The sequence below is a fragment of the Aneurinibacillus migulanus genome (assembly GCF_001274715.1).
GTDB lineage: Bacteria > Bacillota > Bacilli > Aneurinibacillales > Aneurinibacillaceae > Aneurinibacillus > Aneurinibacillus migulanus.
On sequence record NZ_LGUG01000004.1, the window covers coordinates 2718211 to 2733675 of the forward strand.

16 protein-coding genes and 2 pseudogenes are annotated in these 15465 nt (G+C 46.0%); 10 read left to right on the forward strand and 8 right to left on the reverse strand.

All coding sequences use genetic code 11. The annotated features are described in order from the left end of the window. Positions 1-12: 12 nt before the first annotated feature. The 3 genes from AF333_RS14895 to AF333_RS14900 all read right to left on the reverse strand — a co-directional run bounded on the left by AF333_RS14895 (position 13) and on the right by AF333_RS14900 (position 1657). Complete coding sequence (locus AF333_RS14895; RefSeq protein ID WP_043066546.1) at positions 13-651, reverse strand: nitroreductase family protein; 639 nt, start codon at positions 649-651, stop codon at positions 13-15. Positions 652-1106: 455 nt separating this feature from the next. After that, complete coding sequence (locus AF333_RS36830) at positions 1107-1232, reverse strand: hypothetical protein (protein ID WP_268753619.1); 126 nt, start codon at positions 1230-1232, stop codon at positions 1107-1109. 164 nt (positions 1233-1396) lie between these two features. Continuing rightward, a complete protein-coding gene (locus AF333_RS14900; RefSeq protein ID WP_043066547.1) occupies positions 1397-1657 on the reverse strand; it encodes a hypothetical protein in 261 nt (86 codons plus the stop codon). 170 nt (positions 1658-1827) lie between these two features. Between AF333_RS14900 and AF333_RS14905 the strand changes: the two genes are divergently transcribed. The 7 genes from AF333_RS14905 (at position 1828) to AF333_RS14935 (ending at position 8562) form a co-directional block, all read left to right on the forward strand. After that, complete coding sequence (locus AF333_RS14905; RefSeq protein ID WP_043066548.1) at positions 1828-2361, forward strand: D-glycero-alpha-D-manno-heptose-1,7-bisphosphate 7-phosphatase; 534 nt, start codon at positions 1828-1830, stop codon at positions 2359-2361. Between the two features lie 44 nt (positions 2362-2405). Beyond that, on the forward strand, positions 2406-2603 hold the full coding sequence (locus AF333_RS14910) for a hypothetical protein (protein WP_043066549.1): 198 nt from the start codon (positions 2406-2408) through the stop codon (positions 2601-2603). A gap of 80 nt (positions 2604-2683) precedes the next feature. Beyond that, positions 2684-3787, forward strand: a complete 1104-nt coding sequence (gene ispG, locus AF333_RS14915; RefSeq protein WP_043066550.1) for a flavodoxin-dependent (E)-4-hydroxy-3-methylbut-2-enyl-diphosphate synthase — start codon at positions 2684-2686, stop codon at positions 3785-3787. Positions 3788-3995: 208 nt separating this feature from the next. Next, positions 3996-5270, forward strand: coding sequence for a cation:dicarboxylate symporter family transporter (locus AF333_RS14920; RefSeq protein ID WP_043066551.1), 1275 nt, complete (start codon positions 3996-3998; stop codon positions 5268-5270). 163 nt (positions 5271-5433) lie between these two features. Next, positions 5434-6111: a TrkA C-terminal domain-containing protein gene (locus tag AF333_RS14925; RefSeq protein WP_052812123.1), complete on the forward strand. Its 678-nt coding sequence runs from the start codon at positions 5434-5436 to the stop codon at positions 6109-6111. A 40-nt stretch (positions 6112-6151) separates the two neighbouring features. After that, on the forward strand, positions 6152-7309 hold the full coding sequence (locus AF333_RS14930) for a PASTA domain-containing protein (protein ID WP_043066552.1): 1158 nt from the start codon (positions 6152-6154) through the stop codon (positions 7307-7309). Positions 7310-7389: 80 nt separating this feature from the next. After that, a complete protein-coding gene (locus AF333_RS14935) occupies positions 7390-8562 on the forward strand; it encodes a CaiB/BaiF CoA transferase family protein (protein ID WP_043066553.1) in 1173 nt (390 codons plus the stop codon). Between the two features lies 1 nt (position 8563). On the opposite strand, the gene AF333_RS14940 is transcribed toward AF333_RS14935, so the two are convergent. Next, a complete protein-coding gene (locus AF333_RS14940; RefSeq protein ID WP_052520843.1) occupies positions 8564-9361 on the reverse strand; it encodes a DUF2935 domain-containing protein in 798 nt (265 codons plus the stop codon). A 178-nt stretch (positions 9362-9539) separates the two neighbouring features. Between AF333_RS14940 and AF333_RS14945 the strand changes: the two are divergent. Further along, positions 9540-9893, forward strand: a pseudogene (locus tag AF333_RS14945) (thioredoxin family protein); the annotation flags it as partial. A gap of 41 nt (positions 9894-9934) precedes the next feature. Here AF333_RS14945 and AF333_RS14950 read toward each other — a convergent pair. Next, complete coding sequence (locus tag AF333_RS14950) at positions 9935-10945, reverse strand: GIY-YIG nuclease family protein (protein ID WP_052812124.1); 1011 nt, start codon at positions 10943-10945, stop codon at positions 9935-9937. A gap of 105 nt (positions 10946-11050) precedes the next feature. Between AF333_RS14950 and AF333_RS14955 the strand changes: the two genes are divergently transcribed. Then, the gene (locus AF333_RS14955) at positions 11051-11557 is read left to right on the forward strand and encodes a MogA/MoaB family molybdenum cofactor biosynthesis protein (RefSeq protein ID WP_043066556.1); all 507 of its coding nucleotides are present in this window, start codon (positions 11051-11053) and stop codon (positions 11555-11557) included. Positions 11558-11658: 101 nt separating this feature from the next. On the opposite strand, the gene AF333_RS14960 is transcribed toward AF333_RS14955, so the two are convergent. From AF333_RS14960 to AF333_RS14970, 3 genes and pseudogenes are all read right to left on the reverse strand, one after another. Next, the gene (locus tag AF333_RS14960; protein WP_052812125.1) at positions 11659-12195 is read right to left on the reverse strand and encodes a TraR/DksA C4-type zinc finger protein; all 537 of its coding nucleotides are present in this window, start codon (positions 12193-12195) and stop codon (positions 11659-11661) included. Positions 12196-12452: 257 nt separating this feature from the next. Further along, positions 12453-12788: pseudogene (locus AF333_RS14965) on the reverse strand (L,D-transpeptidase); the annotation flags it as partial. Between the two features lie 22 nt (positions 12789-12810). Continuing rightward, positions 12811-13998: a DUF2515 family protein gene (locus AF333_RS14970; protein WP_235356657.1), complete on the reverse strand. Its 1188-nt coding sequence runs from the start codon at positions 13996-13998 to the stop codon at positions 12811-12813. A 238-nt stretch (positions 13999-14236) separates the two neighbouring features. Between AF333_RS14970 and AF333_RS14975 the strand changes: the two genes are divergently transcribed. Beyond that, complete coding sequence (locus AF333_RS14975) at positions 14237-15418, forward strand: thiolase family protein (protein ID WP_043066731.1); 1182 nt, start codon at positions 14237-14239, stop codon at positions 15416-15418. Positions 15419-15465 lie beyond the last annotated feature (47 nt).

Genomic DNA, 15465 nt, shown 5'->3' on the forward strand with positions numbered 1-15465 from the left:
GGTCAAATGTATTTAGAAGCTCTCTTTGATTACGAGCTGATCTAGAGAGAAGCGAGTGGACGGACGAGCCGGAGATTTTGCTTTTCCTAAGGTGATAAGCATGACTGGAACGTAGCGTGCTGGTATGTTCAATTCTTTGATTAATGCCTCACGATCAAATCCACCTATCGGGCAGGTATCATACCCTTTTGTTTTTGCTGCCAGCATCAGTTGCATCGCCGAGAAGCCTGCATTCAAAAAGGCTTGTTCACGAGCGGTTTGTTTGTCTTGATATGCTCCTTTAATCTGGCCAACCAAATTGGTATAAAGCTCCTGGCTCATAAACCCGGCTTCAACAGCTGGGCTGAAGACCGGTTCCGCTGATTTATCAGCTTCAAGATCGCCTAAAATGACGATGGTTGCCGAGGAGTCGGCTACCTGACGTTGGCCGTATGCGATTGGCAGAACCCGTTCCTTGTTGGCTTGCTCTGTGATGACCAGATAACGCCAATGTTGCAGATTCCAAGCAGAAGGAGCGGTTGCAGCTAACTCCAAGATTTCATTCAATTCCGCTTGAGGAATCTTATAGTCTGATATGTATTCCTTTACCGCGTGGCGGGCACGTATTACTTCTTCTGCTGTCTGTAGGTTCTGTTCAGTGGTTTGTGACATTTCTTACAAGCCTCTCTTTCAAGATGTATTCTTTACAACTGATCATATAATATCAAAGTAACTTCTTTTTTGGAAGTAACAAAATGAAAAAGTTACTTATTCAGAATCACACCTGTTGATTATCCATCTATGGATATCAAGGGTGTTGATTGTTTAGAGAGGACAAGACCACCATAACGGGACACAAACAAGGCCTTTCGTCTCCTTTCCCGAGCGGTTGCCCTGGCCAGGGCAAAAGCGGCTCTCTACGCTTCCGTGCGGGAGACGAACTGACGCATGCTTGGGACACGGTGTGGTGGCTATTAACTCTGGATCGTACTGGATAATCAACACCCTTTCTAAACAATCGCCAGCTGTTTTATTTTCACCTAGAGGTGTTGACTTGATACTTCTTGCGGAAATATATAAATTACACTTGATATTTTGACAGGGTAGCGTGGTTGGAAGGAGGCGATTCAGAAAAAGAAGAGGGTGGATGCGCCCTGCACTCCAGCAGAAAAAAGGCCAGCGTGTCTTTTCCGACCGCTCCCGCCCTTCCTTCTTTTCTTCCCTCTCACCACAAGAATTTGTCGATGTATCAAATCAGATGTATATAGATTGTGTCTGATAAGGAGGATAGGGCCACAGAGAAAGCGAAATAATAAAAAGAACCCGGTATATAAACCGGGTCTATGTTATTTATTTCGCTCCAGCGAGCAGTGCTGTATGGAGAGTAATTGTTCCTAAGTCTCCACTGATGGAAGTTTCACTTTATGGTGTGTACTGCGTCGTGCGCTACCCGTACAGAGTAAAAGCCGTTTTGTACAGGGTATAGCACCAGACGAGCTTCTTTGTTTTTGGGCATAAGACGAAGGACAGCAGAGACCTCTTCTTCACCAACAATGACTTCTTTTTGTTCATGTTTCAAGCGATGAAGCAAATCGTCATAATAAGGGGAATGCGTTGCAGGCAAACATTCACAGTGGTACGTATACATTCCGCATTTGCAAATGTACGGATTTTCCATGGCAAAGTGCCCCTTTCCCGATGATTTGTCATATGCCGAGCCCTGTTGTCAGGTTTATTATAGCACAATAAAAGGAAAGTAAAGGTATGTTAATGCAATAATTGTGAATTTTTTGTAGTTTTTTCTTGTGAAATGGGTCTTTATGTATGTTACATAAAATGGGGGATAGTATGTCAAAAGCATTCTTCTTAGATCGAGATGGTGTAATTAATGAAAATCCGCATCCGATTAATCATGTAGGCCAATTTGCTTTCATTTCTGGAGCAGTGGATGCAATCCGTACGCTTCATGAACACGGATATAAAGTGTTTGTCGTAACGAATCAGGGGGGCGTAGGACTTGGATTTATGGAGCAGGAAGCACTTGATGAAATCCATAGGCATATGGATGAGAGAATTACCGAAGCGGGCGGAATGATCGCCGAAATCGTAGCATGTACACACAAACCGAAATCCGGTTGTGCTTGCCGAAAGCCAGAGCCTGGCATGATGCTTGATTTAGCAAAGCGGCATCACATCGACATCGGGCAAAGCTATATGGTAGGCGATTTCTATACTGACATTCAGGCGGGACACCGCGCTGGTTTAAAAACAGTATACATTGGTAAAGAGAATATAAAGGGAAAGACCCCACAGCCGGACTATGTCTTCGGCTCACTTTATGAAGCCGTTTCTTCACTTGTCGGTACAAGCGAACGTTCATAGTGAGCAACGCATATAGATGTAGAAAAGAGAGGATGAAACGTAAAATGAGCGATATAAAAAACCTATATGAGCGATATAATAATATGCCGACAAGCGAATTGGAAGACATTTTATACGATATTGAAATGTCGGCAGCGCTGACCCTTGGTATGAATACATATACCGAACAGCAGCATAAGCAGGTACTACGACAAATCCTGAAAGAACGGGGCGTAGATATCAACCGGTTATTTGAAGCATAGAGTACATTCTCGCTCCTGTACATTTGTGATAAGATAAAGAAGGTGAGCAACAAATTTTATCCTGTAAAGGAGCACGAGAGATGTATCATCGTACACAGACCAGACCTGTAAAGGTGGGGAATTTAACAATCGGGGGCAGCGACCAGGTAATCGTCCAGAGTATGACGACTACGAAAACCGCGGACGTGAAAGCGACGGTAGAGCAGATTCACCGGCTTGAGGAAGCAGGTTGCCAGATTGTCCGTGTGACCGTGAACAATATGGAAGCGGCAGAAGCGATTAAAGAGATTAAGAAAAACATCTCTATTCCGCTCGTTTCCGATATCCATTTTGACTATAAGCTTGCGTTAAAAGCGATCGAAAACGGAATTGATAAAGTACGGATTAATCCGGGCAATATTGGAAAGCGGGAAAAAGTCGAGGAAGTGGTGCGTGCATGTAAAGCGAATGGTGTGCCTATCCGCATCGGAGTGAATGCAGGTTCTTTAGAGAAACATTTGCTGGAGAAATACGGATATCCGACGGCGGAAGCAATGGTAGAAAGCGCCCTGCATCATATCGCTATCCTTGAAGAGCTTGATTTCCATGATATTATCGTATCATTGAAAGCGTCCAATGTGCCGCTGGCGATCGAGGCGTACCAAAAAGCGGCTGCCGCATTCAATTATCCGTTGCATCTAGGCATTACGGAAGCGGGCACGTTGTTTGCTGGTACGGTAAAAAGCGCAGCAGGTCTTGGTACGTTACTGGCGCAGGGCATCGGCTCGACAATGCGCGTTTCGCTTAGCGCTGACCCGGTAGAAGAGATTAAGGTGGGACGCGAACTGTTAAAATCGTTCGGACTCCTGTCCGACGCGGCGACGCTAATCTCTTGCCCGACATGCGGACGCATCGAGATTGATTTGATTTCTGTGGCAAACGAAATCGAAGATTATATTTCTAAGATAAAAGCTCCGATTAAAGTGGCCGTGCTTGGCTGTGCGGTAAACGGACCGGGAGAAGCACGTGAAGCAGATATCGGTATCGCAGGCGCGCGCGGTGAAGGGCTGTTATTTAAACATGGTGAGATCGCCCGTAAAATACCTGAAGAGAATTTAGTGGAAGAACTGAAGAAAGAAATCGATGAACTGGCCGAGATTTACCACCGTACCGGGGCATTGCCACGCCCGGCGCATATGAAGTAGAAGAGCCGGATAAGAAAGAGGAACTTCCGAACCTAATCATTTTCATATAAGGAATAAATAGGAAGAATATCCATGAAATTCACCCGTTTTACGGGTGAATTTTTTTATTTTGTGTATCTTTACGAAGTTTCGTGTAGAATTCTGTCGTTCGGTTTTACACTTTATTTATAGACGTAAACGTTAAAAACAGAATGAAAGCGGTGACAAGATGAAGAAATTCGGACTTGTATGGCAGATTCTTATTGGTCTGATTCTCGGTATCGCCGTGGGGGCAATTTTCTACGGAAATCCGAAAGTAGCGGAAGTTCTCGATCCGATTGGTCAAATCTTCCTTCATTTAATCAAAATGATCGTCGTACCGATTATTATTTCTACGCTTATTGTAGGGGTAGCCGGTGTCGGCGGAGGGAAAAGTCTGGGTCGACTTGGTGGAAAGACGATTCTTTACTTTGAAATTGTAACAACAGTTGCAATCATTATCGGTTTGATGGCAGCGAACATCTTCCAGCCTGGTGCTGGTATCGATATGTCTCAGCTTTCACAGACGGATATTAGCAAATATGTGCATACGACAGAAGAAACACAGGCGCATGGATTTGCAGAAACATTGGTTAACATTGTTCCTACAAACATTGTTCAATCTATGGCTAAAGGGGACAACCTGGCAATTATTTTCTTTGCAGTCATGTTTGGTCTTGCACTGGGCCAAATCGGGGAACGGGGCAAACCGCTTCTTCATTTCTTTGAACTCGTTGCAGATACGATGTTCAAGTTGACAAATATGATTATGAGATTCGCTCCATTTGGTGTGTTTGCTTTGATTGGAGTAACAGTATCCAAGTTTGGTCTCTCTTCGTTGATTCCGCTTGGTAAGCTAATGATTCTTGTATATTTGACGATGATTTTCTTTATTGTAGTAGTTCTTGGATTAATATCAAAATGGGCGGGCATAAATATCTTCCGCTTAATGGTAACATTAAAAGAAGAATTATTGCTTGCGTATTCTACGTCAAGTAGTGAAACGGTACTTCCACGCATTATGGAAAAGCTTGAGAAAATGGGCTGTCCAAAAGCGATTGTGTCGTTTGTTGTACCTACCGGATACTCCTTTAATCTGGATGGTAGTACGCTGTATCAAGCATTGGCAGGTATTTTCATTGCTCAAATGTACGGCATTGACTTGTCAATTGGACAGCAAATTACATTTATGCTTGTCTTGATGCTTACGTCTAAAGGAATCGCGGGTGTACCTGGTGTGTCGTTCGTGGTACTTTTGGCAACGCTTGGCTCCGTAGGTATTCCGATAGAAGGACTTGCGTTCATTGCTGGTATTGACCGTCTGCTCGATATGGCTCGTACGGTAGTTAACGTAGTGGGTAACAGCGTGGCAGCAATCGTTATGTCCAAATGGGAAGGCCAGTTCAACAAAGAACAAGCAAAAGACTATCTTAAAAACCCTGGTCGCCCAGTAGAGAGCAACTAGGAAAGCATATAAAAGCTCCCCTGCATACACGTTGTAGGGGAGCTTTTATATGGTCTGCCTTGCGCCTTTGCAAAACGAAGTTAAAATTTATATGCATGGGAACGGAAACTTTCCATAATATTAATAAAGAACAGAAGAGTGTACAGGCTTAGGAGGATGCCGGTTGAATTTCGTTTTTTTTATCCTTTATATTATTCTGATTTTACTCATCATCGAAATCTCTACCATGCTTCTGCAAGCCACTGGCCTACGCAGAGAAATAGCGAGGTTTCAGGCTATTTCTCTGCTGACGGGAACCGGCTATACGACTACAGAATCAGAGTTAATTATTATCCATCCGTTTCGACGGCTCATCGCTTCCTTTCTCATTATTTTTGGTACGATTTCGTTTGCCGTCATTTTGTCGTTTGTTATTAGCTTTTTTGTTAGTAGTACGATGTATCTTTCAAGCTTAGGCTTAGGACTTGGTGTATTAATTTTCATTCTTTTTCTGTTGCGTATTCCTGCAGTGCATCGTCTGCTGGTTAAGGCTGTAAGCCACAGGTTTGAGAGGTATCATGGACGGAACTCATTCAGTGAAGGTATTTTTCACCAGGGTGGTAACTATGTGATGCGCCAGTTTCACGTAACAGAAGCGCATATTGGCATTGTAAATATTCCGCTAAAAGAGTTGAATTTAGCGCAACAAGATGTAAAAATCATGAGTATAAGAAGAAATGGCCATATTATCAAATATCCTACGGGAAGTACAACCATGCAGCTCGGGGACATCGTAATGGTATATGGAGATGCGGAGAATGTCCGCAGGTTTTTCATTCTCAGCGGAGGTAATACAAACTAAAGAGATATAATGAAAAACGAGATAAGGGGTTTGATTGAATATGAAAAAAGGGTTGTATGAGCGCTACGTACCGGATACGCTGTTATATGCGGGAGAAGCAGGAGAACTGTATAGGGGACACGATAGTGTTCTGCGGCGGGATATCCTATTGTGCATCTTTCCGCACAAGGTAGCACAGACGGAACGTATCATGCACGGTTCTTCCGCCTTACAGATTCTCGACCGCGGCGAGACGGGGGACGAAGGATTTGTCGTGCTGGAGTATGTACCCGGCTTGCTACTGGATTCAGCACCGAATGCCCGTAAGCTTTCGTTGAAAGAAGCACTGGGCATGGCTCGCGGGTTTGTACAGATTTTACAGGAAGCGGATCGAACGATAGGGCGCGGCCTGATGCTTACTAAATATAATCTGTGGCTGACAGAGGCTGGCGAGATAAAGGTGGTTAATACGTGGGAAGTAAGTGAAGATGCGGTTGGACATGAAATCAGCGATATGTTTCGACTGATGCATCACTTGATGTTCGGTGCGGTTGAGATCGAACTTCCAATTAGCCAGGTTATTGAAGAGATGGCGCTCTCTTATGCAGGCGATCCGTTCGTTATCCGCAAGTCATTGCGGGCCATCTGGCGGCGTGAGGAGAAGATGAGCACTGAACAATATGAGCGAATGCTTGCGCAAACGCTCGAAGATATTACGTCTTTGTATCAATATATTAAGAAAACGCAGGTAGGAGCTCGTTCCTCTGTCTCTTTTGAAAAGCGGAAAGAAATGCGGCAGGAAGAAACAGAACAGCCTATACGGAGTGCACATTTGAAAAATACAGGTGCGAAGAAGAAACGCTTTCCTAGACTTTCAACGAAACGATTGACGGCCGTAGCATTGCTGGCAATCGTATGCATAACGGCGGTTGCTTTTATGCAAAACGATAACCCAAGCTCTGCCAAGTCCGTTGAAGCGGTAACGCCGAACACTGCTGCTGAACCGCCGAAAGCGGAAAATAAGTTGGGTGTAGAAGTGCCAGATGTGAAAGGATTATCACTTGAGGAAGCCGGACAGAAGTTGACTCAGGCCGGACTCCATTACAAATATTATCTGGAATCCTCGATTCATAAGAAGGGGACCGTGCTGAAACAAAGCCCGGCAGCAGGAGAAAAGGTATCGCGGTTAGAGCCTATTGAGCTTTGGGTCAGCGATTGACCATAAGAAAAATGATGTTAAATAGCACCATAGTGTGCTATTTTTTTTGTAGGTAAAAACAAACAGAAAGTAGGGATGATATGCACCAGGCATTACAGGGGATGAAGGTGCTGGACGTAACCCGATTGCTGCCGGGACCGCTATGCACAATGTACTTGGCGGATTATGGCGCAGAAGTTATTAAAATCGAGGATCCTACGCTGGGGGATTATGCTCGTGAAATGGAGCCGATGCTTGCAGGTGCGGGGGCGTTGTACCAATTGGTCAATCGAGGTAAGAAGAGCATCACGCTGAATCTGCAACAGGAAGAAGGAAAAGAGATACTCCGTAGACTTGCACGCGAAGCAGATATTCTTGTGGAGGGATTCAGACCCGGCGTCATGCATAGGCTCGGGCTGGATTATGAAACCATCCGTCATGTCAATCCACGTTTAATCTACTGTTCGGTTACCGGTTACGGACAGAATGGACCATATGCAGAAAAAGCCGGCCATGATCTGAATTATATCGGTTTTACTGGACTACTTCATGAGGCGATTCATGCAGGCGGGCATCCTACAGCTTTTCTTCCACCTGTGCAAATTGCTGATATCGGTGCAGGTACTTTGCATGCGGTGAGTGGTATTCTGCTCGCCATAGTTCAACGGGAACGAACGGGAGAAGGGGCATATCTGGATATTTCTATGACGGATGGTGTGCTTCCGTTCATGATTCCGGCGCTTAGTTATTATCTGGCAGCCCAAGAGACGGGCCAAGCGACCTTTAATCCGCTAACCGGCGCTTTGGCGTGTTATAACGTATACGAGACTGGCGATGGCAAATGGATGGCGCTTGGCGCGTTGGAAGCGAAGTTCTGGCACCGATTTTGTGAAGTTGCGGAATTGAATGACTATATGCCGGATTATTGGTCACCTGATAAGCAGTCGCACATAAAAGAAGAAGTAGCGGCCTATTTTAAGGAACGGTCTGCCGCAGAGATTATGGGCGTGTTCGCTGATGAAGATGTATGCCTAACGCCCGTACTGTCGCTTGAAGAAGCGCTCCATGATATGCATCTACAGGCACGAGGTATGTTCGCGTACTGGGATGCATATCCGACTGTCACCCAGGTAAAGAATCCGTTGCTTGATGAAGCTATGCTTGCGTCTCAGACGTTCCCGCCGACACGAGGAGCAGATACAGAAGAGATACTTCGTGGGCTCGGGTATGACGCTCATACAATCCAGAACTTAAAACAAAGACAGATTATTTAGATTAGTCCTTCGGTCCGGCAGTGAGGCTTGCTTCAAATCGATCGAGCAAATCGAGAAAACGTTGGGCTTCACGTAACATGTGATCCGCCAATAGTGGGTGAATCACGCTGCGAAGACGACATTCTTCCACCATCTCTTTAATCGTTCGCTTAAAGTCGTACAGGGATTGTACTGTGAGTCGGCTTTCTTCAATCAAACGACTCAGTACCCGCCCCGTTTGTGATGCCGGGCGCATCGCTTCCAAATCTACCGCTTGAAACAGTAGTTGATCGAGTTGATAGCTGAGATCTGCTGCTTCAGTAATCAAATTGCGTTCAGACGGGTCCAACAAATGGCTGATGAACTTAGCATGATCGGACATGATACGGAGAAAGAATACATTTTCATTGATAACGGCATCTGGTAGCGGTTCGAGAATCCCTTTGTTAAGCTGCTCGATCCGATTCATGAAATAAGCTGCTTCACGACTTGCATGATCGACGAACAGTGGATAGCTATTCGTGATGATTTTACAGGAGAGGATAAGTTCCAGCACTTTACGTTCAAATGCCCAGAGATGTGAGGTCGCTTGATACGTTTCCATGTTGAGGCGGACGATATGTTCACGATCCGCATTGTCCGTAAAAGACACGGATTTCTCTTCGATGCTTTCGAATAAGTTGTGGAAATGGCTGGCTTCCTGGATGAGCTTAGGCTGGTCTACCGTGAATCCGAGGCGGAGAAAAAGCGCATGCTCCTTCATGATACGGCCCCAGAACTGAACCTCCTCCAATGAACGATTGACAAACAAGTTCGACATGCAGATTCCTCCTTCTAGATTTCGCGCTTATGCAAATAGTAAAGTATCGAGGTGGTCTATCTCCCTCAGTTGGTTCCGTACTACGATCTAGCTATTCGTTATATGGTTATGAGCTTTATTTAAGAGTTATACGGTGTTATTTTTCATGCAAAACAGGTAAGATAAGGAGGAAAGGGGCGAAAACATAATGAAGGAAATACAGACAACTGAACAATTTCAGGAAGCGGTTCAGTCGGATACGTTAACCATCGCAAAGTTCTATACCGACTGGTGCCCTGACTGCCACCGTATTGATCCGTTTATGCCGGAGGTGGAGGAAGCATATAAAGACAAGCTTATATTCATTAGTGTAAATCGGGATACGTTACCAGAATTGGGTGAGCAGTTGAACATTTTTGGCATTCCCAGCTTTGTCGCGTTTTGCCGAGGACAGGAGCTTATCCGCTTCGTGAGCCGGGCAGGGAAGACGCGCGAAGAAATCGAAGCATTTTTGGAACGCGCTGTTCAGGTAGCGGAAGCGCTGCAGAAATAAACCAAAGGCAGCCATGTACTAAGGCTGCCTTCATTTTCTTATTATACTGGAATCGGAATGTCAAGCGGATAGACTGTGAGTTTGTCGGTGTGATATTCCAGCCAGGAAGCGATAATTAACATCTCATCAACTTCTTCTACTGTTGGCGCATGCAGGGTACCCTTCGCTTGTTCATACAGCGTACGGGCTTGCTGAAGCATTGTATACGTATCGGTATTTGTTATATGCTCTTCTTTTAAGGTAGCGATAAGTCGGCCATGGACAATCACGAGGCCGGTATAGCCGATTTCTGGATCGGTGGATATGACAAGCGCGTGATGGCGGGCGACAGAGCGCTTGATTTGTCCGTTGTACTGGGCCAGGTTGATGAGCTTTTGCCATTGCTGGGCGTCTTCGAAGCGCAGTTCCGCTGCACTTTCATCCCGTCTTCGTTCTAGCTCAGTTCGCATATCCGGATTGCATTCAAGTACATCGATTGCCTTTTGCACATTCGCGTCGTAGTATATGTGGCTGGAGGAATCAATGCATGGTGCTATACACTGCTTCATGTCGGCATACAAACATGAATGAGAGGGGAGAGCCCCTTCACAGCGTCGAAGCTTTAGCCAGCTGTTTAATGCATCGACAGCCGGATATAGCCAATGGGCTCTGCGGTATGGTCCGAAGTATAGTGCGCCTGGAATGACCGCGTCTCGTGATATTTCGAGGTACGGGTACGGCAGATCAGTCCGTAGCACAATGAAGGGATAAGCTTTATAGTTACGAAGCGCCCGATTATATAGCGGAAGATGGTGCCGGATCAGACGAGCCTCAAGAAGTAGAGCTTCGAGTTCGGAAGCGGTGAAACGTAGTTCGACGGAACAGGCCGCATGGACCATACGTTTAGTTTTTGATGTATGCTGCTTATTATTGTAAAAATACGTAGAAATCCGTTTTTTTAAATTTTTGGCTTTGCCTATATAAAGGATATGCTCGTCTTTATCACGATATAGATACACTCCGCACTTTTCAGGTAATGTAAGGTGGAAGCCGGGCGTAATATCATATTTCATATATATCCCTCTTTACATAGAATCTATGAGCCATTCTATCATAATTTGCGTCATGCTACCTATTTTTTTAACGAGCGCATGTTCGATGCGAGAGGAGGAAAAACAATGTCAGTGACAGAGCATAAAAAGGAAGCACCAAAGCAGGTGGGCTGCATGGTTATTACAATAAGCGATACACGTACACCTGAGACGGATAAGAGCGGGCAATTGATGCAGCAATTTCTTACGGACGCAGGACATACAATCGAGCGGTATGCCATTGTAAAAGACGAAAAAGAGGCAATCGCACAGGCGATTGAAGAGGGGGCAGATGATTCGAAGGTGCAGGCCATTCTCTTGAATGGGGGAACAGGTATTGCAAAGCGGGACGTTACATATGAAGTGGTTGCTTCACTGTTGCATAAAGAACTTCCGGGCTTTGGTGAGATTTTTCGCATGCTAAGCTATACGGAGGATATCGGTTCGGCTGCGATTTTGAGCCGTGCGATTGCAGGCGTATATCGCGATCGAGCCATCTTCTCGACACCGGGTTCATCCGGAGCGGTACGTTTGGCGATGACCAAACTAATTATTCCAGAGCTCGGTCATGTCATGCGGGAAATATATAAATAGAAATTAAAAGCTAAAAAAGAAAAAGGCATTCCTATCTTAAAAAGAAGAATGCCTTTTTTTGATGGAAAACAAGGCAAACGGAAAATATCCACGAATGTTATTCATTCTTTATTTTCTTCTAAGTCATGTGGCCGATCATTGTACTGAGCCACGTCCTTCCAGGCATTTTCACGTCCAGCATCGCTACTTTTTGTCGTACGCGGAGATAGAATGGCTTCTTCTGCTGGACGGTTTTGTCGATGAGCGCTTGCATAGGGCACTTCAGTACCTTCTTCTATATCATGTAGCTTTTGATGTTTCATGCAATATCGTGCTGTAGGCATCGCTTCTAGCCGCTCGTATGGAATGTCCCTCCCACAGGCTTCACATATGCCGTATGTGCCCGCTTGCATTTTCTGTAAGGCATAATCAACTTCCTCTAGTTCCTGTTCCTCGTGTTCACTTAATGTAAAGGAGAGAGAACGTTCATACATTTCTGAACCGAGATCAGCTGGATGATTGTCGTAGCCGGATAGTTCTCCCGTCTCTTCATTCATAGATATGGATAAGTCAGGCTCTGCTCCTCCACTAATGCTTGCAAGTTTTTGTCTTTGTTGCTGCAATTGGTTTTTCAAGTGGTTACGTTGTTGTTGATTCATGCGAAAGAACCCCTTTCGAAATGCGTATCGCTTGTTCCTTTCCCTATCAGACCGTGCCTGAAACACAGTCTATAAGTTAATCGCATGTTTAATAGAGTGAAGATTCAGCTTTGTGTGTTATTCACACCTGTTGAATGCGTCGGCGTGTCCCCTCGTTTTTTCTCGCAAGGAAGGAACAGGCCGCTTTGTGGTGCCAAGATCGGACCAGCAAAACATCCGATTTTTTTGGTGCCTATGCGGGATAGAAGCGGTAGCGATTATGGACGAATATAAACAGGCGTACCAATGGGAACCAGACGAGCCAGTTCGTTTACGTTCCAATTGTACATACGGATACAGCCACGAGACACATTCTTGCCGATAGAAGCGGGATTGTTCGTACCATGAATGCCGTAATGCGGCTTAGATAGACCAAGCCACATGGAGCCGAACGGTCCGCCCGGATTGGGAGCCTTGTTGATAATAGTGAATGTACCGATCGGTGTGCGAGTTAGCATTTTGCCAACGGCGATAGGATAGACTTTTACGACCCGGCCGTTTTGCCTTAGTGTAAGGGTGTGGGCGGATAAGGAGACATGGATAGAGTATGCCAAAAAATCACCTCCCTAAGGATTGCTATAAGGAAAAAAGTGTCTGCTTGCCGAGAACCGCCAACTCGACTTTTTCCAGACCGTCGCAATAAGGTGTCATCATCTCTTCGCTTTTGGCTTTGCACGGAGCAAGTAAATAGGATACCATGCGCCAGTCCCGGAACCAATCTCCAGGTTCGGCGGCATCCTGTATAGTATCCGGCCACGCTTGCACGAGTGACGGACTATACAGACGAGGCACACCGGGTTTCAGCTTATTTTTGTTCAAGTGAGGAATATATGGTGTATTCGGAAGCCATTCCTGAACCGTTCCGAACAGATGGGGCCAGTAATCGCTGCGTGATCCAGTATGCGGATGCGCTTCTGCCCAGCGCAGCACATCATTCAACACGGTCGGTTGACCGAACAACATGGCATATAATTGCTTTCCGAGGAGTATGCGTTTTCGCAACAAATCGAAATGATGCACTGAACAGCCGACAAGAGGACAGGCTTCCTGGGTGTTGATTATATCGCTTGCCTGACGGGGAAACAAAATATGATTTAAGCCGAGTATATCCTGTAGAACATAATCCAGCGTCTGAAGCACATTTTGTCGGTAACGGGGATTTTGGATGACACGGGCCTCCAGATAACTTTGCTCATTAACAATGAGCGCTACTGCAAGCAATTGCAGATCATGTGACTTCCAGAATTCGTCCCAGACGCTTTTGATAAAAGCTGATACACCTAGGTAGGGTAGGAGATAGGAGATGTTTTGGTTACGATTTTTTCCTTCTTCATACAGGAGCAATTGGGGATACGCGTCATGGAAGATGAGCCAATTGCCGCGTTCAAGGAACAGAAAGAAGTCACGGCATTGTTCAGCTGTGAGCAATCGGGGCAGCCATTCTCCGGCAAGATCAGTCATATTCCAGCCTGCATTGCGCGAGACGAGATGCGCGAGAAGCGCCCAATGTATTTCTGGATGATCCCGATAGAAGTCATAATATGCCATCGTGCGAGTAACATTATTTCGATTGAGAACTTGTGTCTTCTCTTGAATCTGCTGGATAAGCTTCTGTTCTTGGCCGGGAAGGGTTTCTACCGGAAGGGGGAGCATCCGGCGTTCTTTTTGACACTTTTTTAGCGTACGAATCAGCCGTGCGAATCGTTTGTCCCCGCCTTTTATCCACAGCATCCATGTATCTTGCAGTGTATTAAGCCACAACATGCTCTTCCCTCCGTTCCCCGCAGTTCATCTCACTATCAGTGTTTCTACCAGTTTATTGCCGTATACACCCGTCTGTGCACATCGGAACAATTGTGCGAGAACAGATAATTATTTATACATAATGTACAAAAATTCGCTTAATTTTTTGCTTTGGCGGCGAATGAGTTTACTTGTCATATTCTTTATGATGAAAGAGAGAACACGGATGAAATTTGAGAAAATAAGGGGAGAAGAAATAATGAAAGAGACAGTTATTGTAGCAGGCGCACGTACCCCGGTCGGCGCATTCGGCAAATCGCTGCGTGATGTTCCAGCGGCAGAACTGGGCGTACAGGTGCTTGAAGGATTAATGGCGAAAACCCCGCTTACAAAAGACGAGGTGAACGAGATCGTTTTCGGTCATGGATATGTACACGGCGGCGGGTTGAATTCTGCACGTATCGCTTCCCAACGCGCCGGATTTCCGCGTGACGTGCCGGCCCATATCGTCATTAAAGCATGTGGCTCTGGATTGAAAGCCATCACCACTGCGGCCCTGACAGTTGCGGCAGGACAGGAAGAAGTTGTAATCGCGGGCGGCGTTGAGAGTATGAGCAGTGTTCCCTATATTGTAAAAAATCGCTGGGGCGGCAAGTTCGGTAATGTTGTGATGGAGGATGCTTTGCTGGCCGATGGTTTGACATGCTCGCTCGAACAGGAGCATATGGGCATGACGGCCGAACGTCTGGCTGAGCAATACGGTATTTCTCGTGAAGAGCAGGATGAATTTGCCTACGGAAGCCATGTGAAAGCGCTGCGGGCGATCGAGCGAGGGCATTTCACAGATGAGCTTGTACCGGTTAAGGTGACGAAGCGTAAAGAAACACAGTGGTTTACGGCTGATGAATCGGTGCGTGCTGACATTCATCTAGACAGCCTGGCGGGGCTTCGACCGGTGTTTAAGAAGGATGGTACAATTACAGCGGGGAATGCCTGCCCGATGAACGATGGTGCGGCGGCAGTGCTACTGATGTCACGTGAGAAGGCGGAAGAAAAAGGGATTGCTCCACTTCTGAAAGTGAAAGCATTCGCCAGTGCCGGGGTCGAACCGAATGTGATGGGAATAGGGCCGGTACCGGCTACCCGAAAAGCGCTAGCCAAAGCAGGATTATCGCTTTCTGATATCGGACGGATTGAGCTAAATGAGGCGTTCGCGGCTCAGGCGTTGGCTGTAATAAAAGAGCTTGAACTAAATCCAGAGATTGTGAATGTGAACGGAGGAGCGATTGCGCTTGGGCATCCTGTTGGCGCGACCGGAGCCAAACTTACGGTGACACTAATGAACGAAATGCTTAGAGAAGGCGTGAAATACGGCATGGTAACGCTATGTATGGCCGGGGGCATGGGGCTATCGGTCATTTATGAGAATATGACGGTCTAACCTGAATCGAAAAAGCGGGGAGTTCCCTGCTTTTTTTATGTTAAAAT